This window comes from Alloprevotella rava, assembly GCF_014195585.1.
GTDB classification, from domain to species: domain Bacteria; phylum Bacteroidota; class Bacteroidia; order Bacteroidales; family Bacteroidaceae; genus Alloprevotella; species Alloprevotella rava.
In genome coordinates, this window is record NZ_JACICA010000009.1 from 36,123 (window position 1) to 54,920 (window position 18,798).

Consider the following 18,798-nt stretch of genomic DNA (forward strand, 5'->3'; position numbering starts at 1 on the left):
TGCCCATCAAACAAGGCGAAATAATCCCGATGGTCTCATCAATAAAAACGAAAGAAACAATGACAACAGAAGACAAAAAGAAAGGGGGACGCCCCACTAAAAAACTATCCGAGAAGAGAAGCTATTCCGTCCTACTCAAACTGAATACGATGGAGTACTTCACCCTCAAAAGTAAAGCCTCAGAGGCTGGTATCAATAAGAATGAATTTCTGAGAATGCTCATCTCAGAAAGTTCCATCAAGCCCAGAGTTACGCCTGAGCAGATGCGAGAGATACGCCAGCTCTCAGGCATAGCAAACAACATCAACCAAATTGCTCATCGCCTTCACACTTTTGGGATCTCTACCATATCGACTGAGTTACGAATGCTCAAGCTTTTAGTTGATGAACAGCTCAAAGCTCTGAAATCATGATAGTCAAGATAATCAAAGGAACATCCTTTTCTGGAGTGCTTGCCTATGTCCTCGGGAAGCAAGAGGGAAAAGCGAGAGTTCTCTATGCAGAAGGAGTTAGGAGGGATGCTTCGTCTCACGAGATAGCCAACGACTTTGCACTACAAGCCTCAATGCGTCCTAATGTGAAGAAGCCTGTCTGTCATACCATCCTGAGTTTCTCGGCTGAAGATGCTGGACGACTGGACGATGAATAACTTAGCACTACAATACTTGCAGAAAATGGGCTACGGAGATACTCAGTACCTCATTGTGCGCCACCTTGACAGAGAGCATCCCCACGTACACATCTGTATCAATCGTATAGACAACAACGGGAAAACAATTTCCGACAGCAACGAGAAGTATCGCTCAACAAAGATCTGCAAAGAAATCACCGAGGCTAACCAGTTGAAATGGGGCGAAGGAAAAGAGGCAGTAAAACGTCATAGGCTTCGAGGGAATGACCGACTTCTGTATGAAATCTTCGATACTATCAGAGCCGTATTACCTCGATGCCAGAATTGGGACGAACTCTCTTCCGCTCTGAAACGCCAAGGGATAGACATACAATTCAAGACAAAAGGACAGAGCGATCAGGTAGAGGGCATACTCTTCAGCAAAGATGGCGTAAGTTTTAGTGGTTCACACATCGACCGCTCATGTAGCTACTCCAAACTCACCTTTGCTTTAGAACAGAATGCAAAGCAAGCTCTTTCTTCGCCTCACCCCTCTTCTGAAACAGAAAGTTTTATCGGAGAGCTGGGTGAAGCCATAGAAGACCTTGGCGAGGGTCTTTTCGATAGCAATGCGCCTGCCGTAGATGTCGCAGAACTCGTATTCCAACGTAAACTAAGAAATCAAGCTAATAAGAAACTAAAACGTAGAAGATTATGAACGACCAAATGAACATCCTCCTAGAAGTACTCGAGGAAATCAAGCAACAGAACAGAGAACTCAAAACGAGTATCTCCAACCTTGCATCTCAACCAATCTCAACAACTACATCATCAGAAGAGGACGGCATCTCTCTTACGGATGTAGCACGCCTCATCGGGCAAAAGATTGAGATAGATGGCAAATTCAAGAATGAACTAACAGATGTCGCTATCGTCCTTGGTAAACGAATCCGAGAAATCAAAGATGACATCACAAAGACTCAAGAGCAACAAGCCGAAAACATTGCCTCTCTATCCGAGAAAATCCAAGAAACTCAATCTCCTCCAGAGATCAAGAAGTACTACCTCTTTGATGTCAAGCGATGGATGGAGTGGCTCATCTGGGGTATATCAATCATTCTCCTCACTTGCACTATCGGCTGGGCAGTGTATCTTCGCAATGCCAATCAGACTCTCGAAAGCTATGCTCTCCGCTACCGCATCATACGTATGGAGCAAGGCTATAATAGCCCCACTATCGCCCATCTCGACAGTCTCTTCTCTTCCGAAGACTCCTCCGACTCCATTCACCAACTACGCCACCAAGTCAGCAATTACGAACTCGCAGTCCAACGCCAAGCCGAACTGCAAATCAAACAACAACAGCTATCTAAGGAATGGGCAGAAATATCTATGAGGCTAAATAAGTAAAGATCCCCACTCACGAGCGATTGCTTAATGAGTGGGGAGTTATTTTGATATAGTATTTTTGGGGCAAAGCTATTCAAGTATACACAATACTTATATTAAGTAACCCCAATTCGGGATAAGCAGTTCTTCTTTTTCCTCAAAAAAAGTTTTAATAAAAGCCTAAAAAGAGGATTGTTTTTTGTATATTTACTGTTGATAATCAATCATATAACAAAATAACAATCCTCATGAAACTTGTCAGCAAAGTTACGGAAATCTATTGTATTGCAGATGATTTCTGCAAAGAATATAATTTAGAATTGAACAAAACCTCTCTTTCGCTCTCAAATCCCTCTGCCAATAGTCCAAAACATCGCAAGAGAAAAGGGCGGATGAGTGATGCTGAAATGATCACAATTCTTATTTTGTTCCACAGCAATACATTTCGGAATTTCAAACATTTCTATCTCTTTTATGTTTGCCGAGAACTAAAAAAAGAGTTTCCCAATCTACTCTCTTATACACGCTTTGTTGAGCGTATACCTCGTGTTGCAATACCCCTATTGCTCTTTCTCAAACTGGGATTAATGGGAGAATGCACAGGGATAACCTTTATCGATTCTACACGTATTCCTGTGTGCGACAACAAGAGACAATCCCGTAATCGCGTATTCAAAGGTTATGCCCAAAAGGGGAAAAGTACGATGGGATGGTACTATGGATTCAAACTTCATCTTTTGTGTAATGAACGAGGAGAACTACTCAATTTTGCTCTAACCCGAGCCAATGTAGACGACCGTAACCCAAAAGTATTCAACGATTTGACGAAGGATCTGTTTGGAAAATTATATGCCGATAAAGGTTATATTTCTCAATCACTTTTTGCTTTACTCTTTGATAGAGGTGTACACATCGTAACAGGAATACGGACTAATATGAAGAACAGATTAATGGATGTGCATGATAAAATCATGCTTCGCAAGAGAAGTATCATAGAGACTATCAATGATATGTTGAAGAACATTGCACAGATAGTTCACACACGCCATAGAAGTATCTCTAATTTCATCGTTAACCTTTTAGCTGGCATAGCTGCATATGCTTTCTACGACACAAAGCCTTCCATCAATATGGAGTTTGAGAGGGATGCAAAGCAGGGTGTAAAACAGCTCACGTTATTCTAACCTATAATTTGCGTGAAACAATTATACTTCGGTTTTAGGTCAAGGCCGAAAGGATGCGTGTGCGGTTTAAGAAACTCATGAAAGAGCGGTTCTTAAACCGAATTGGGGTAAGTAGGTAATTCTATCTCGTATCTCCAAACTCGGGCAATGCCATCGGAATTATCTACAATGTATTGTTGACAAAAAGGGTAGATAAGATTGATACTTTTCTCCCAACCCAGTTCCCAAAGAAAGTAAAGAGCCATACCAATAGCATGTGGTTTTGTTGAAAGTGGAGCTAAATAGATACTTGTAAAATTCTTATGACTGCTATTTTGTTGTCTCTGAATATATTCATTGATAGCCTGAGCTGTAACAAATGGGTCATAAGCTGGTGCATAGATATTAGAATCCATATCTTTAAAGCACTCTGTAGCAATTGCTTCCTCAGCTTTATACGCACGAAGAATATTTTCTTGAAACATACCTGGACTAACAGCTGGGAAACCAAATAGAAGGACCTTCTTCTTACAACTCTTACGGTCATTAGCGACATCTGCAATACGGCTATGATCATATCCTGCTGCAATTATTAAGAGATCATTATCATTGCGGGATGTATTAAGCCCTTTCATTCCCTCAATTAGCTTTACCTCGTTAAATATATCTGAGAATCGAGTATTTTCGGCTTCTCTGTACAAAGTTGGTTCTGTATAGATAATATCAAACTTTTTGATTTTAAATGCAACCATACATCTCATAAGATACATTAGATATGGGATTTTAAATCCCGTTGCATCAACACATATACGTTTACCTATCAACTTAAAATCTTTAAGTGCCTGCATAAATGTTGCATAGTCTTCATTAGCACTTATCTTGATTTTCTCTTTTCCAGATAGAAATAAATCAGGACCATCCTCAGTAGAAAAGAACCAAACCTTTCGGTCTGTTGGAATATGTTCTGAGGGCTCAATTACTCGATGTGAATTTACGTAACTTGAGATGAATAAATCATATTTAGGCAGCAATTTAAGCTCTGCTACATTCTTATAGTTGCTCTTATAAAAATAGGAATAATTCATTGGTCTTTAAAATCAAATAGAGATTTAGATTGTACTTCTTCCATGTTTATGTTAAATGGGAAATTATATCCCTTCAGTCTTGTAGCTACATAATCATCATACTTATCCTTCATCGTAAGATTGAAAAAAAGTTCAGCTATTTCTGCTGTAAAATTTACCGCACCTCTTTTCGCTAACGCTAACTCATATTTAGGATATAAAATTGTATTCAATGTATATACATGAGTTTTATTGTCTGAGTTAATTTGTCTACGTTCGTCAGTCTGCACGATATATGAATAGCTTACAAGGATCTCAAATATCTGACGTGCTGGTTCTGATAATTCGCTTGCATTCAATGTGAAGATATTAATACTGCATTGAGGTGGAACATCTGAAAAACGAGCCTTTCTCAAATAGTTTCCTATTCTCATAATTGCATCTGTAGCATGCACTTTGTCCTGTGATGGTATTCTATTCTCTTCAAAGAACCAATCGTATGTGCTCTCTATACCTATGCGCTGAGAGCGTATGGAAAGTTTTCGTCCTTCCTCAAAAGGAATCTTCCCTGTATTATAATATTGGTTATTAAACGCGGCTTTAAGTAAGCAAAGAATAGTACGAGGAGTACCACATGACAGATCAATCAACTTATCAATACCATTGTAAGGAATCTCCACTCTTCCTTCTCTTGCTAAGCTGTCTATAAGATCCTTTTTATATTTTTCAAGGACTCTTGCATGTTGCGTGTCTTTATCCTTATTTTCGTAATAACGCTTTGCTGAATCACGTATTTCTTTGGACGATTTAATTAAATCGTCTAAGGAATCGTTTCGCTTCCATTTTTTTATGGCTCTATACATCAGCATGATACTGGTTCTTTCTAATAGAATATCATCAGGAAAGGAAATATTGTCCATGATTATTTTAGCAGCATCATCATCGATATTAAGTTTCTTGATATTTGTATCCAGATAGGCAAGAGCCGATCTACTTTGCTTATCTTTCTTCTCAGCAACGGCACGGATAATATCATCGTTTGTTTGTTCTTCAATAAGTTCCGAAATCTTGAAATTTTTCGCAAGAGAGATGCCACTATTATATAATCTATTTTCAAGAATGCTTGTTACATACTGACGATACCCCTTATAGTCACGGAGAAATTCATCTAAAACCACGCCTTTAAATTCTGAACCATCACGATTTTCCTCCACTCCTTTAAGAGTTTTAAGTGTTCTAATGCCATATGGTCGAGTCCCAATTCTAAATGTGCAAGCTACAGGCTTTTCTCTTATCAATGTTTGTATCAACTGCTGCTGAGTAACAGAGAAATTCTCCATTTCATCGATAAGATACAGGATATATTTATTGCTGAAGAACTTTACTTTTGATCTTAGCAATGCTGGAATACCGTATGTCAAACTAGAATGAGATAAAAGGATTTCCACATCAGGTTTATCCTGCCCCAGGAACATAAAGTTCTGAACTTGGTAGTCAACATTTCTTTGAAGTTCAAGGAAGTACGCATTTAATTCTTTGAATGAATAAATTCCGTCTTTAGGTTTTAAAAATATTTCTAATATGTCACTAACGATTGATGACTCATCAACATCCCCCAATGAGCCATTCTCTTGCAAGTCAATAAGGACATCAAGCAATCTTTCACCAATCCATAGTTCCCAGAAATAAGAATATAGAAGAGCCCACATATCATCAGATATGTTCTTCCCGCTAAATTTATCAGAGTTGAAGCCACTGCAGCGAATATATATACCGATGAATTTCTCATTGGCTAATCCCATTTGCATTGTATTGGATTCTGCTTTGCAACGAATTTTCTGCAACTCATAGGAGAAATATTTCATCACATGAGTTTTGCCACTACCTTTACTTCCGACTATAATCTTAGGCATAAGAGACTCTGGTTCAATCAAAGTATTGAAACCATGGTTTTCTTTATCAAGATCTACCCAATACTTATAAATATCGTCATTGGTATAGTCTACCGCTTTTGTGACATCGAAAGGGTTCTTAATCATAACTCAATATTCTTTATTATAGCGTTTAAAAATCGGTATCCAAATACTTTCTTCTTCATCAAACCAAATTATTGGAAGCGTATTATCTGGCGTATTATGGTGCATGCTTATGAGTAGCTGACTATTTTTAAAACCAAGTGCAAACTCATCTGCAATTTTTTCGCGAACGGCTTTATCTTTTCCCAAAAGAGATAAATATTTATCCCAAATTTGACGGCCATACCGATGTGCTATTCCTTCTGCAACATCTCTTTTATGAATACCATCATTAAAGTACCTTGACTTATCGCCGAAACACTTGTAACTTTCATCTAGTTCTACTACAGCTTGCGCATCATCATAAAGGCCACTATTTCTAACAACCTCTATACCTTTTGTCGTACCAAAAAGCATTAGATAGGATATTTTCGCCTCCTTAGCAAAAAAACGAAGATTTGTAACGCACCTATGTACATTCGAAGTATTATTGGTGGCTTGATCTCCTGATCCACAAAGGTCATCAATAAAAACAAATCTCTTTACCTCCTTGTATTTCTCTCTCAACTTGGGTTGAAGATTACCATTCCCATCCTTTTCATAAATCACCAAATCATCTGTATTTACAAAGAGATCTTTTGATATTCTGTTTTCTTGTCGAAAATAATACAGTAAATGCACACCGCTTTCAGAAGGATTACCAACGCCCAAAAATCTGGTACGGTTGAGCTCCTCCCGATATAAATCCTCTATCAAGTTTGCGTCCAATGTATCAGCATTAGTTCTACGTATATCCTCGACAATTGGATATTGAAAAAGATCTCGATATAGTGATTTCAAAAGTTGACGAATATTTGAGGAATTAAAAAACATAAGTCGAGAAAGCATATACAATGCATATTCTTTCTCTTCATCGGTCTCAAAATTATTAAGCCATTCATCAATCCTAGGCCTCAATGCTCGTGATTCCCATAATGTGGAGTTTAGGATTTCTATTTGCCTATCGTAATCAGTATGTATCATTATTTTACTTCTTAAATACCAATATCCATTCACTCGTTATTGTACTAGCTGTTTTATTCCTTTTTGTCATCAAACCATACGATTTGATATCGTCAATCAGTTTAAACTCTAGATGCATGCCTTTTATCTGTAAATATGTAGTAAGATAGTCTTGAGTGTCAAACGGACGGTTACAAACCGTATTATTGCCAATGACTATTATCATATAACCATCCTTCTTCAACACACGTACACTCTCGTCTAATGCAAGTTTCATCTCGTTCAAATAGTTACCCACAATATATGCTCGCTCATATTTACCTTCCTTGTAAAGGGATTGTAGCACAGTATCAGCAGCTGGTATATTAGTTTTAATTTTCTTTTTAAATTCTGCTCTATGATAATCTTCACGTCCAATGTTCTTATTTTTGAGCAAGCGAATTTCCTCTGGCAACTTTCTGCCAAGCCAATAAAGATTTAACCATGATGAACGGATATACTTTTGAGCACCTGCATATGGAGGAGAAGTAAGAATAAGATCCACACTCTCATCCTCCAGTATTTCACTTTTACCGTAAGTCTCAGTCAGCTTACGGGCATCATGTGAGATAATCTCTGTTGTTATACCCTTTTCCTTGATAGTTGCCAATGATTCTATACGCTTTATATTGAGTTTGCATATCGTTTCAAATTTTTCAAACACATCAATACATTGAAGTGTCTTCAACTTAAATGTAGCTGCTTTCTTACGAGTTGAGTTTTTTGCCAATCTTTCTGGATTCAACTTAACAGGAACAGAGATACTTGGATCAGCAAAGCTTACCTTTTTGACTATGCTTGAAAAGGTAAGCATAAAAAAACGTCTTTGTTTCTCATTACCAATTTTACTGATAGCTTCTTCCAGTCTGGCTAATTGTTGAATGGTACTTGATGAAAACCATCGCTCAATATTTTTTGTACTAAAGGTAATTTCAGTATTACTCCTTCTGGCACTTGTCATCACCGAGCTCAATGTGGCCTGCAGTTCATTCGAAGGGACATATGTTGTCTTCACTTGTGATATCAGTACAGCCAATGGATTTGCGTCAGCACCAAGAGCTTTTCTTCCAGAAATGTTCGATTCTAGCATAACTGTCCCTGTACCACAAAAAGGATCAAGTACGATTCCCTCTTTTGGACAGAAATAATCAGTTTGTAGAAAAAAATATGGGATATTAGTCAACAGCTTTGCAGGATATGAATGAATTAAATGAGAGTACCTTTCGTTATTGTTGAGTTCTGGCACAAGCTGCCGAAAGTTAATATGAATAGGTTCGCATCGTTCAGAATAATCAGAACGATATTGTTCTATTCTATGTTTCAATTCTTCTTCTGTCATTTGTTTAACATTCTGATATTTTATCATTTTTCACTCAAGACTTTCCTGCTTATATAGAAATTATGAAAGTTTACAACCACTGGAAGGCCAGGATCTCTTTTGTATTAATTCTACGTACTGATCCTGCATTTTCTTAGGAAGAAAACTCTGGCGGATGCAGGCTTCCCATTCGGGGAGGATGTGCCCAAAGCGAGCGAAGATGTTGTCGCACACTTTCTCATCCAGTCCTGAGGCTATCATTGCTTCGACGAAGTGTTGGCGAGTGAGTTTGCGCTTCTTGCCACAGAGCGTTAGTGCAAGTTCTTCTGTATCCTCGGGAATAACGAGAGCCGTAGACAACAGATCATAGGCTGGAGTGAGTTGATATTCATTGCCCATTGGCGCATAGAGCGAGTAATTCTTAAGGTGCATATCTGCATTACCTATCAGCCACGAGAAGAGAACTTGCTCCCAGTACTTGACAAGATCAAGTTTCGGCACAGAGCTATACTTGGAGATGAGTTTGGCTATCTGCTCGTGTGAACCTTTGTATTTATATTCGGTCAGACGCTCTGACAACTGACACATATCTTCCATTGGGATTTTTTCGCCCTGCTCTGTTCGGTCTATGCGACGAGTGATATAGCATAGTTCGCCATCGCTAAATCGCATCAGTCCATGAGGAACTGTTTCAATCTTGGCAATCTCTGCAAGGTGTATCGACACATCTTCCAACTCGGGGAGATGCGGATAACGCTCTGTTTGAGGTTTAAGGATAAACCGTCCCCACAAGCCCACGATGGTAAATCGCTTGGGCGAATTGCTCATCTGATCAAAGTCGAGAGATAGCTTGGGTTGTACTCCTGTCACTGTGGTTTGCGAACGAACAACCTCGTCAGCCAACGCTCGTACTTCACTACTCGTATAAGGCAATATTGGTGCTTGGCTCGTTCCAAACAATTTGCGACAACACTTGGCATGATAATCCACCTCTCCATCGACCAAAGGCTCGTAGCAGTATAGGCATCTATTCTTCATCTTCAGTCGTATTTAGGGGTTCGATACTTACCGCTCCAATACAGTCACGGCAACAAGCCAATAGCAACGCCATTCGATCCCTTGCGTCTATCTTCCAATTCTTCTGAGCAATATCTAAAAGCCATCCCTCAGGAATAAGTCCGTCAAAGAATGGATGAAGTGTATTGCTTTGGAAAGGCTCTTCTCGCAAAGGCATTGTTAGGCTTATACCCTGAGCTTCGGGCATAGTCGGATAGTCCTTGTCGTAAGCAAAGGAATAACCCTCATCACTTTCTGTGAGGATGCCAGCTTTGAGCGTCTTCCAATAAACAATAGCCTGTTTCATACGTCATCTCCATCTCGTTTAATCGGCACAGGACCACACTCCGAGCCGAAGAGTTCGAATACTTTATTGACCTTGTCGAGGCGAAGCGTGGTCTTGCCTTGCTCTAGTTCACGCACAAAGCGTAGCCCCACTCCTGCTTTCTCGGAGAGGTCTACTTGTGTCAGTTTATATTTCTTGCGCATCTCTTTCACATACTGCGCTATGATTGTCTTCGCTACCATACATAACAACTCTTTTATACTAAGAGATAAACAAATCACATCATTTCCTAAAAACTCTGAAAATACAATCACTTATTGTTCTTCTTGCAACTATAAGTTTTATCTACCTTCTTTCCATATCATTCGTTATAACATTCACCTCAAAACACTTTGGGTAATCTGGTTTTTTATAGCATTTCTTGATACCTATGTCCAATTCATCCTTGAATCCAAGTCCAACATGGTAATAGGCATCAAAGATTGCCCCCATATCGGAAGTAGTGGTAAGAAGCATATTCTTGTCTGAATATTCCTTGAATTGTTTACGGTCATTCAAATACCAGCCACAGATTTCCAATTCATCAAGACACAGAACGTGCTCTTGCATTTTTTCTCTATAATCAAGAAACTCAATGAAACGTGCTGGAGCTATCCCTTTCAGCATCTTTTTCATTAATAAGAATAGCACTTCTAGATCATCAATAGAAACGGCCCACGGATAGAGAGCATCTTCGTCCTTCTCCAATAGCTTAGAAAGATCGGTCTGAATTGCTCCGTACTTAAAATCTGTAACAACAATAGACCAAACTTTGCCAATATCCTTTTTTTTAAGATGATACAGACTAGCATTCTTATTCTCTGCGTCATAGATGTCGACATCCTGATTTGCTAAGAAGATCTTCTCTACACGTCTACATTGTTCATATCCCGATTGAATAGCTTTCTGAAAATCTCTTTTTATCCGTTCATATGCTTTGATGGGGTCTCGAAATGGTTCTCGAAAATTACAACTCTTTATTTCTACTATAACGCAAGTGTTTCCAATTATTATTAATAAATCATTCTCCGAAGTACCATCAACGCTGTAATTAGCGAAAATCTTCGTCTTTTCAGGAAAAAACTCCTGAAACACCTCTTTGACCTTCTTCTCAAATGCTATTGCCTTGTTTTGTTTATACTTACCTGAGGGTTCTTCTTTCATTAACGCTTCATCCAATCTAAAGAACAACCCCTCAAATAGGAATTTAGTGATGGGGCAAACGAATTTTTCTTCTATTTGAACAAGAGGATGTGATTCCGAGTAATGCTTATTTGAATAGTAAACAATTTCCCCTTTTAATAAATCCTTGTCATACGAAAAGAAATCCAGAATGTGCTGTAAACTATTAGGAGATATCTCTACATTCATCAACTCCTTTGTCTCATGTACATGAATCTCCCCAGGGCTTGTTGTTATAGCTTTCTTGAGATCGCTGAGTTCGGGTTCATTCCACCAATCACGAGGATCATTAAGTCCTCTTTCTTCAAATTTTCGAGTCAAATTGCGCCATTCCTCTGGATGAGTTTTATAGAGAACGAATCTATCCGCATAAGGTTTAATTATATTGTTTAATTTATTATTATTCAAACTTCTTACATGCAAAATAAACTTTAATGCCTCATCTATTGTAAAACCATAGCGTGATTGAATATGCCCATCGTATGGTTTGATATATCTCACAATCCTATCCCGCGTCTGCTCCTCATAGCTTAATACAGCATTGCTGAAATAACCAAAAAAAGTTACCAATGAGACTTCTATTTTTTCATCGCGTTCATCGTGATATAATTCTCCATTATTGGGAAACCCGATACTGACGAAATAAGTCATTTCTATTTCATTGAGTAAAATAGCTATTTTATTCCAGCGCTCTTCATCCATGTTGACAGACTCTTCTCTTATCTCTATTGAGTAATAGACATCTATCAAATACAGTGTTTGCCTCATTGGAGATAACAGATGTGTATAAAGTGATGATGCCTCTTTAGAATCTAGTTCGAAAATCAACCGCATAGCGTGAATCAAGAAGGATTCCTCCTTTACGTATATGAGTTGTTTTTTAATGTCATCAATAATCTCTTCGACTGTTCGATGATGTTCTTTTGCCTCTATCATCTTTTGATAAGCAGATTGATAATTATCCTCCATCCTTATTTCAATTACTTGAAGTGCCACACTCTAAATATGTACCCATTTTGTCTCTTTTGGGTACATATTCAAGGCGTATCACTATCCACGACTCACTCCGCCAAAGTCATTATATACCTTATCAGTGGCAAATATAATGAATAGAAATCTATTATGCCCCTTTTCGGGGATATTCTTCCAATGAAAGAAGAAATTATACCCAATAGGGAGGACTATGATATTTTCCTTGCATCATTTTGCTTTGATATGCTCCGAAAAGGGTACTTTTGTAGTGAGCAAGCGTGCTAAAAACAAATGGGAGGTATTGTAATTAGCTGACTAACAGGTAACACCGACAAAAAGAAGATTGAAAGAGTGAGAACTAAGCCATGCGGTACAAGCACATAACCACCTATAAAACAGTTAGATAAAACTGATTTTTCATTTATTTCAGGGTGCCTTGTACCGATTAAATGGCTAATCGCCTAAGTGATAGAGGGGTAATGATGTTGCATCGAAAGTGAACCCACTGTAAAAAATCATAAAATCTACAAGAATACCGCCTTAAACCGCTTATTTTCAAGTGTTAAAGTTTATTCGGGTGTTTGCAGATTTTTGACTTAAGTATTGTCAATTTGCAGATTTTTTCTTAACTGTACCCCTCAAGATTACATCAAAGGTACAAAATCTGTCCCCCGGGGATAGAAAAAGTGTCCCTCGAAATTCAAGATACTGTCCTAAAAAAGTGTGTAAGCTCCCCAGTTCTTATATTTGTAGTGAATTCAAAAATCAAACAAAGAACAATGAAGCTTACAACAGAACAAAGATCGGAATTACTTTCCGAACTGGCCTCCAGTGAGGCTGGATTTAATGAGTTATTTCGCGTACTTTTGGAGAGTTTTTCCAAGCAGGAGCGCTCCCTCTTTCTCGAGGAACATAAGGGTGAACAAGCCAATGGTTTCCGTCCTCGGCGTTGGCGGGGTCATGGTTGGAGTTTTCAACTTCGCATCCCTCGCACGCGTTCCAATGCATTTCAACCCATCATTCTTGGTATTTTATCCTCTCGGGAGAGTGAGCGTACACAGCTTTTTTACGAGTTGTATTCCCGTGGACTCTCCTGTGAAGACATCGCCGAGGTGGGTCGTCGCATCTACCGTCACCTTTACAGCAAACAGCAGGTAAGCTATCTGGCAGGGGCTTGTTATAAGGAGATCCAAGAGTGGCTTTCGCGCCAACTTTCTCCTCACTATTTAGCCGTCTACATCGATGCCACGTTCTGTTCCACGCGTCGCGAGGGTAGCGTCTCAAAGGAGGCTTACTACACAATGTTGGGACTGCTACCCGACGGCAGTCGCGAGGTGCTCACGGTGGTAAATCACCCCACAGAAGGTGCGATTGCTTGGGAAATGGAGCTGCAAGCCCTCAAGGAACGTGGTGTGAAACAAATCGACTTGATTGTGTCCGATGCTTTGAGCGGCATCTGTTACTAGTGAGAGGTATGCCCAACCTTGTTGAGTGGCAACATAGGTGATGTCGGCAACACAGAGTTGACCGAAATGGGTGGGCTTGAGTTTTGGGGTTGTATTAAGTAAGTCATCGAAAATGAAATAATTATGATTTGAAAAGGTTGTCCGAGGACGTTTGCGGTAGCGCTGACACAGGCCGTTGGAACGGAAGAGATTGTAGCATTGGTCGCGACCAATGGAAAACTTATATTGGAACTTGCGACGACACAGTTCGTAGAGTTCGCGCATGCCTGCTTTGGGGAGGTCCTTACGCAGCTCTGTGGCATAAAGGACGATACTCGTTCCTAGGATTTCCTCTTCTTTTTCTTGAACTATATACTTGTAATAACCTTGTCTGCTTATGCCAAGATAATCGCAGAGAAAGGAGACATTACGCCGCACGGACGTATCCTCTTCCTGGCTCTGAGACAAAGTATTGATTACTTGGCATCGCGTTTTTTTCGGATGGGGATATTAAACATTTTCTCCGCTAAATCTATCATGGTGGAGTTGGCCAAACATCGCAATTCGGATTCAGAAAGAGCCTTCTTGAGGCGCTTAATCTCTGCCTCATAGGCTTTGCGCTCTTTAGAGAGTTGAGACTGGAGTTCTTCGACAGTATTCGGGATTTTTGTTTCTTTCATAAGTCCTTCGATTGTGGAGAGATCAGGAGTGCCATATTGCTTGCAAATATAGCGGAAGGTGGTATAAGGAACTCCACAACTACGTGAAAAATTTTTAGCGTTCATACCGCTCTGCAGGTAAGAACGCAACAACAGGACTTTCTCTGTTTCGCTGTACTTTAATCTTGACATATATCTTTTTTTGAGTTTATGAACTGTCAACTTATTTAGTACAGGACAAGGGATGCGAAGTTGAAAACTCCAACCATGACCCCGCCAACGCCGAGGACGGAAGCCATTGGCTTGTTCACCCTTATGTTCCTAGAGAAAGAGGGCGCGCTCCTGCTTGGAAAAACTCTCCAAAAGTACGCGAAATAACTCATTAAAACCAGCCTCACTGGAGGCCAGTTCGGAAAGTAATTCCGATCTTTGTTCTGTTGTAAGCTTCATTGTTCTTTGTTTGAGTTTTGAATTCACTACAAATATAAGAACTTGGGAGCTTACACACTTTTTTAGGACAGTATCGAGCAATAAGGGTATTGCAACACGAGGCATACGCTCAACAAAACGTGTATAAGAGAGTAGATCGGGAAACTCTTTTTTTAGTTCTCGGCAAACATAAATGAGATAGAAATGTTTGAAATTCCGAAAAGTATTACTGTGGAACAATATAAGAATTGTGATCATTTCGGCATCACTCATCCGCCCTTTTCTCTTGCGATGTTTTGGACTATTGGCAGAGGGATTTGAGAGCGAAAGAGAGGTTTTGTTCAATTCTAAATGATATTCTTTGCAGAAATCATCTGCAATACAATATATTTCCGTAACTTTGCTGACAAGTTTCATGAGGATTGTTATTTTGTTATATGACTGATTATCAACAGTAAATATACAAAAAACAATCCTCTTTTTAGGTTTTTATTGAAACTTTTTTTGAGGAAAAAGAAGTACTGCTTATCCCGAATTGGGGTATTAATACCAAAATAGAAAGACTTCCTTAAACCGAATTGTGGTTATAAAATAGCGTTAGATTGAGAAACACGTTTGTCAATAAATAAAACAATACAAAAGTTTCACAATAACAAATATGCTGCATTGCAAAAGTTATCACTAACTTTGCAAAGAATGCATGTAAGATATGATAAATATGAATAGATTTATATTCCTTGTCCTCCTTTTTACTTGGGCAACTCTCAATAGTATAGCTCAAACTCCAGCGCGCACGGAGAAACAAAAAATTGAACGTCTCGGAAAATTCTATTCTGATTCCTTAAAGCAGCTCAAAACGCTCTATGACAACTGGAAATATGAAAAGGCTGATACATTGGCCAATCCCTATTATTTCCGACTATTTGCCAGCCCAACGTTCTACGATAAAGCAGTTCAAGAACTCTTCTCTTTATCCACACCAGAAAAGGACTATCGAGCCATACTGGAAAGTAGGGCCTTAGCCTCAGTTTATGCCCAATCTCCGTGGCTTATTCAGCACCTAAGCGATGAAATAGAAAGTGCTACACCAAGTTCCTATGAGCAGGTTATAAAACCTAGTGTGCAACTTTCTAAACAAGTGGCAGAAAAGACGAACGACGACTTTAATCTTGAGAATTTGGACATAGCAGTACATCGTCCCTCTTTTTGGACATTTCGTGCAAACGTTTCATTCCAACTGATGCAGAACCATATCTCCGACAATTGGTATAAAGGCGGAGAAAGTAACCATTCATTCTTAGCAACCTTGAACGCACAAGCCAATTTCGATAATAAGCAGAAAATAATATTCAACAATTATCTAGAAATGAAGTTTGGACTTCAGAGCTCAAATTCTGATACCGAACACCGATATAAGACAAACACCGACCTTATACGTCTTACAAACGAATTAGGTATCAAAGCTTCGAAACATTGGTACTATTCAGCCATGCTTCAAAGTTGGACACAATTCTATCGTAGCTACAAGAAAAATGAGAGAAGAGTTCGCTCTGATTTTATGTCACCCTTTGAAAGTTTATTCACGTTGGGTATGAAATACTCTCTTCGTACAAAAAATAATCGCTTTAGTGTGAATGCCAACCTCTCTCCCTTTGCTTGCGACTTCAAGTATGTAAACCGTATGGGATTGGCTCCATCCTTTGGTTTAAAGTTAGATCATCACACGCGCTTTGATTATGGTTCGAACGTAACTATAACGGCAAAATGGACGCCTTGGAAGAATATCACCTGGGATAGTCGTCTCTTCTACTATACGAATTATAAGTACACACAAATAGAATGGGAAAATACGATTTACTTGAGAATCAATCGTTTCCTTTCTACAAAGCTCTTCCTTTATCCGCGCTTCGATGATAACGTGCGGAGAAAAGATAGTGAAAGCTATTTCCAATTCAAGGAATTTCTTTCTGTTGGTATAGACTATTCTTTTTAACCACAGGCATCACTATATCCTCTCCACAGAAAAAGTGTAAAACTTTGAATTAGCATTTTGTATCTCTCATCCACTCCTGTCTACACAAGGCACTTATTATGATTGATCACAGCACAATACAGAAAGTTCTTGACGCCACCGACATAGTTGACGTTGTGAAAGAATTTGTGACACTCCATAAAACTGGAGTAAACTACAAAGGCCTTTGCCCTTTTCACAATGAAAAGACACCTTCATTCGTAGTCTCTCCTGCAAAACAAATCTGTAAATGTTATGGCTGTGGCAAAGGAGGGAATGCGCTACATTTCGTGATGGAAATGGAACAGCTCACCTATCCCGAAGCTATCAAATGGTTGGGAAAGAAGTACGGTATAGAGATCCGTGAAAAAGAGATGACAGATAAGGACCGCCAAGCACAGACTGAGCGGGAAAGTCTTTTTATTCTTAATGAATGGGCACGCAACTATTTTGAAAAGAATCTACATGAATCAGCCGATGGTCTTGCCATCGGATTGGCTTATTTCCGGCAGCGCGGTCTTCGTGATGATATTATTCGTAAGTTCCATTTAGGCTATTCGCTTGTGGATAGGAATGCCATTGCTCAAGCAGCGATCGCAAAAGGTTTTAACCCAGAATTACTCATCAAAACGGGACTTTGTTTTAAAACAGAAGACAACAAACTCTTAGACAGATATCATGGACGTGTTATTTATCCAGTCCACAGCGTTTCGGGAAAAGTTGTTGCCTTCGGTGGACGTATTCTCACACAGAATAAGAACGTAGGAAAATATGTTAACTCACCAGAGTCGGAGATTTATAGCAAATCCCATGAACTCTACGGACTTTATGAAGCTAAGCGAGCTATTGTTCAAGAAAATAGTTGTTTTCTTGTAGAGGGCTATATGGATGTTATCTCCATGCACCAAAGCGGTGTCGAGAACGTTGTTTCCTCTAGTGGAACTTCACTCACTGAGGGACAAATCCGTTTGCTTCACCGCTTCACTAATAATATCACAGTTCTCTACGATGGTGACAATGCCGGTATTCATGCAAGTTTGCGAGGCATTGATATGCTTCTCTCTGAAGGATTGAACATAAAAGTTCTTCTTCTTCCAGAAGGAGAGGATCCGGATAGTTTCGCACAAAAATATGGCGCATCCAAATTTCAGGAATATATAAAGGAAAATCAGGTAGATTTCATCCGCTTTAAGACGGATCTACTGATGAAGGATAGTGATAACGATCCAATACAGCGAGCAAACTTTATCTCTGACATTATCAGCAGTATCAGTCTTATTCCTGAAGGTGTTATCCGCCAGATGTATTCGAGAGAGTGCGCGCAGATGATGCAAGTCAGCGAAGAGATGATTCTGTCTGAAGTGGCCAAGATTCGTAGAGGTGTCACAACACAGACATATCAAAAAGATGAACGCCAACGCAAGCAGGAACTTCAAGAGCAAGAGAAACAGCGCAAAGAAGGTTTGCAAATAGAATCGCACAATAAAGTAGCTCAAATGGAACGGCTGCTCATCAGAGATATTATTAGGTATGGTGAACAACTTCTTTTTGAAGCTGAAGGCGTTCAGTATACCGTGACGAGCTACATCTGCGACGATTTGAAGAACGATGGTTTGAAGTTGCAAAACAAACTTTATCAGTACATTCTTTCAGAAGCAGAACTCCATGTTTCTGATGAAAATTGGCGTTCGCTTCCTTTCTTCCTCAAAAACCCAAAAGGCTCCATAAGTATGCTTGCAGCAGAACTTTCAACAGATAAGAACGAACTCTGCACTAATAACCGCGTACAATATGGAGACGATACTGACCATCTTGCTAATCGTATCCCACAGCTCCTCAACGATTACAAGATGGCACTTATAGAGGCGGAGCTTGAAACTGCACGCCAAGAGTTGGCTGAAATATACAAGAGCGGTGACCTCCCAAAGGTGCTGGAATATATGAGAAAAATTAAAGAACTGGATGAGCTTCATAGAGCTATAGGAGAAGCTACACAGCGCATTATTACACTAAAATAAAAGAGCAATAAACAGTTGTTATTGCTCCTCAAGGATAATTTATAAAAGAACAGAGCAGCCTTACTCCAAAAGAGAATAAAGCTGATCTGTTTTATTACAGA

14 protein-coding genes and 4 pseudogenes are annotated in these 18,798 nt (G+C 39.3%); 7 read left to right on the forward strand and 11 right to left on the reverse strand.

From position 1 onward, the window contains the following. Positions 1–59 precede the first annotated feature (59 nt). The 4 genes and pseudogenes from FHS60_RS07940 to FHS60_RS07955 all read left to right on the forward strand — a co-directional run bounded on the left by FHS60_RS07940 (position 60) and on the right by FHS60_RS07955 (position 3,183). Positions 60–413, forward strand: coding sequence for a MobC family plasmid mobilization relaxosome protein (locus FHS60_RS07940; protein WP_183697381.1), 354 nt, complete (start codon positions 60–62; stop codon positions 411–413). Continuing rightward, positions 410–1,328 (forward strand): annotated as a pseudogene (locus FHS60_RS07945) (relaxase/mobilization nuclease domain-containing protein). Before FHS60_RS07940 ends, FHS60_RS07945 begins: the two are co-directional and overlap by 4 nt. Next, the gene (locus tag FHS60_RS07950) at positions 1,325–2,020 is read left to right on the forward strand and encodes a hypothetical protein (protein WP_183697385.1); all 696 of its coding nucleotides are present in this window, start codon (positions 1,325–1,327) and stop codon (positions 2,018–2,020) included. Before FHS60_RS07945 ends, FHS60_RS07950 begins: the two are co-directional and overlap by 4 nt. Before the next feature lie 227 nt (positions 2,021–2,247). After that, positions 2,248–3,183: an IS982 family transposase gene (locus tag FHS60_RS07955; RefSeq protein ID WP_183697387.1), complete on the forward strand. Its 936-nt coding sequence runs from the start codon at positions 2,248–2,250 to the stop codon at positions 3,181–3,183. A 92-nt stretch (positions 3,184–3,275) separates the two neighbouring features. On the opposite strand, the gene FHS60_RS07960 is transcribed toward FHS60_RS07955, so the two are convergent. The 8 genes from FHS60_RS07960 to FHS60_RS10475 form a co-directional block, all read right to left on the reverse strand. Next, positions 3,276–4,247 carry a hypothetical protein gene (locus FHS60_RS07960; RefSeq protein WP_183697390.1) on the reverse strand — a complete coding sequence of 324 codons (972 nt, stop codon included), beginning with the start codon at positions 4,245–4,247 and terminating at the stop codon, positions 3,276–3,278. Beyond that, positions 4,244–6,265 (reverse strand): ORC-CDC6 family AAA ATPase, encoded by a 2,022-nt coding sequence (locus FHS60_RS07965; protein WP_183697393.1) that lies wholly within the window; start codon positions 6,263–6,265, stop codon positions 4,244–4,246. Before FHS60_RS07965 ends, FHS60_RS07960 begins: the two co-directional genes overlap by 4 nt. 3 nt (positions 6,266–6,268) lie before the next feature. Then, a complete protein-coding gene (locus FHS60_RS07970; RefSeq protein ID WP_183697397.1) occupies positions 6,269–7,264 on the reverse strand; it encodes a phosphoribosyltransferase-like protein in 996 nt (331 codons plus the stop codon). Positions 7,265–7,268: 4 nt separating this feature from the next. Continuing rightward, on the reverse strand, positions 7,269–8,621 hold the full coding sequence (locus FHS60_RS07975; protein WP_183697402.1) for a DNA methyltransferase: 1,353 nt from the start codon (positions 8,619–8,621) through the stop codon (positions 7,269–7,271). Positions 8,622–8,681: 60 nt separating this feature from the next. After that, positions 8,682–9,638 carry a HipA domain-containing protein gene (locus tag FHS60_RS07980; RefSeq protein ID WP_183697405.1) on the reverse strand — a complete coding sequence of 319 codons (957 nt, stop codon included), beginning with the start codon at positions 9,636–9,638 and terminating at the stop codon, positions 8,682–8,684. Next, on the reverse strand, positions 9,628–9,963 hold the full coding sequence (locus FHS60_RS07985; RefSeq protein ID WP_183697407.1) for a HipA N-terminal domain-containing protein: 336 nt from the start codon (positions 9,961–9,963) through the stop codon (positions 9,628–9,630). Before FHS60_RS07985 ends, FHS60_RS07980 begins: the two co-directional genes overlap by 11 nt. After that, on the reverse strand, positions 9,960–10,184 hold the full coding sequence (locus FHS60_RS07990) for a helix-turn-helix transcriptional regulator (protein WP_074452762.1): 225 nt from the start codon (positions 10,182–10,184) through the stop codon (positions 9,960–9,962). Before FHS60_RS07990 ends, FHS60_RS07985 begins: the two co-directional genes overlap by 4 nt. A gap of 103 nt (positions 10,185–10,287) precedes the next feature. Continuing rightward, positions 10,288–12,159 carry an NERD domain-containing protein gene (locus FHS60_RS10475; RefSeq protein ID WP_183697410.1) on the reverse strand — a complete coding sequence of 624 codons (1,872 nt, stop codon included), beginning with the start codon at positions 12,157–12,159 and terminating at the stop codon, positions 10,288–10,290. A gap of 755 nt (positions 12,160–12,914) precedes the next feature. Here FHS60_RS10475 and FHS60_RS08000 point away from each other — a divergent pair. Next, positions 12,915–13,592 (forward strand): annotated as a pseudogene (locus FHS60_RS08000) (IS256 family transposase); the annotation flags it as partial. A gap of 464 nt (positions 13,593–14,056) precedes the next feature. Here FHS60_RS08000 and FHS60_RS08005 read toward each other — a convergent pair. From FHS60_RS08005 to FHS60_RS10540, 3 genes and pseudogenes are all read right to left on the reverse strand, one after another. Next, the gene (locus FHS60_RS08005; protein ID WP_183697502.1) at positions 14,057–14,431 is read right to left on the reverse strand and encodes a transposase; all 375 of its coding nucleotides are present in this window, start codon (positions 14,429–14,431) and stop codon (positions 14,057–14,059) included. Positions 14,432–14,479: 48 nt separating this feature from the next. Next, a pseudogene (locus FHS60_RS10535) lies at positions 14,480–14,689 on the reverse strand (IS256 family transposase); the annotation flags it as partial. Between the two features lie 75 nt (positions 14,690–14,764). Then, positions 14,765–15,085: pseudogene (locus FHS60_RS10540) on the reverse strand (IS982 family transposase); the annotation flags it as partial. 301 nt (positions 15,086–15,386) lie between these two features. Between FHS60_RS10540 and FHS60_RS08020 the strand changes: the two are divergent. Continuing rightward, positions 15,387–16,661, forward strand: coding sequence for a DUF3078 domain-containing protein (locus FHS60_RS08020; RefSeq protein WP_183697416.1), 1,275 nt, complete (start codon positions 15,387–15,389; stop codon positions 16,659–16,661). Positions 16,662–16,759: 98 nt separating this feature from the next. Next, the gene (gene dnaG, locus FHS60_RS08025; RefSeq protein ID WP_183697419.1) at positions 16,760–18,697 is read left to right on the forward strand and encodes a DNA primase; all 1,938 of its coding nucleotides are present in this window, start codon (positions 16,760–16,762) and stop codon (positions 18,695–18,697) included. The last annotated feature ends 101 nt before the right edge of the window (positions 18,698–18,798 follow it).

Coding starts and splice junctions, on each gene's coding strand:
- FHS60_RS07940 (WP_183697381.1), top strand. CDS start 60: ATGACAACAGAAGACAAAAAGAAAGGGGGACGCCCCACTAAAAAACTA.
- FHS60_RS07970 (WP_183697397.1), bottom strand. CDS start 7,264: ATGATACATACTGATTACGATAGGCAAATAGAAATCCTAAACTCCACA.
- FHS60_RS07985 (WP_183697407.1), bottom strand. CDS start 9,963: ATGAAACAGGCTATTGTTTATTGGAAGACGCTCAAAGCTGGCATCCTC.
- FHS60_RS08020 (WP_183697416.1), top strand. CDS start 15,387: ATGAATAGATTTATATTCCTTGTCCTCCTTTTTACTTGGGCAACTCTC.
- FHS60_RS07950 (WP_183697385.1), top strand. CDS start 1,325: ATGAACGACCAAATGAACATCCTCCTAGAAGTACTCGAGGAAATCAAG.
- FHS60_RS07980 (WP_183697405.1), bottom strand. CDS start 9,638: ATGAAGAATAGATGCCTATACTGCTACGAGCCTTTGGTCGATGGAGAG.
- FHS60_RS07975 (WP_183697402.1), bottom strand. CDS start 8,621: ATGACAGAAGAAGAATTGAAACATAGAATAGAACAATATCGTTCTGAT.
- FHS60_RS07965 (WP_183697393.1), bottom strand. CDS start 6,265: ATGATTAAGAACCCTTTCGATGTCACAAAAGCGGTAGACTATACCAAT.
- FHS60_RS07990 (WP_074452762.1), bottom strand. CDS start 10,184: ATGGTAGCGAAGACAATCATAGCGCAGTATGTGAAAGAGATGCGCAAG.
- FHS60_RS07955 (WP_183697387.1), top strand. CDS start 2,248: ATGAAACTTGTCAGCAAAGTTACGGAAATCTATTGTATTGCAGATGAT.
- FHS60_RS08005 (WP_183697502.1), bottom strand. CDS start 14,431: ATGTCAAGATTAAAGTACAGCGAAACAGAGAAAGTCCTGTTGTTGCGT.
- FHS60_RS07960 (WP_183697390.1), bottom strand. CDS start 4,247: ATGAATTATTCCTATTTTTATAAGAGCAACTATAAGAATGTAGCAGAG.
- dnaG (WP_183697419.1), top strand. CDS start 16,760: ATGATTGATCACAGCACAATACAGAAAGTTCTTGACGCCACCGACATA.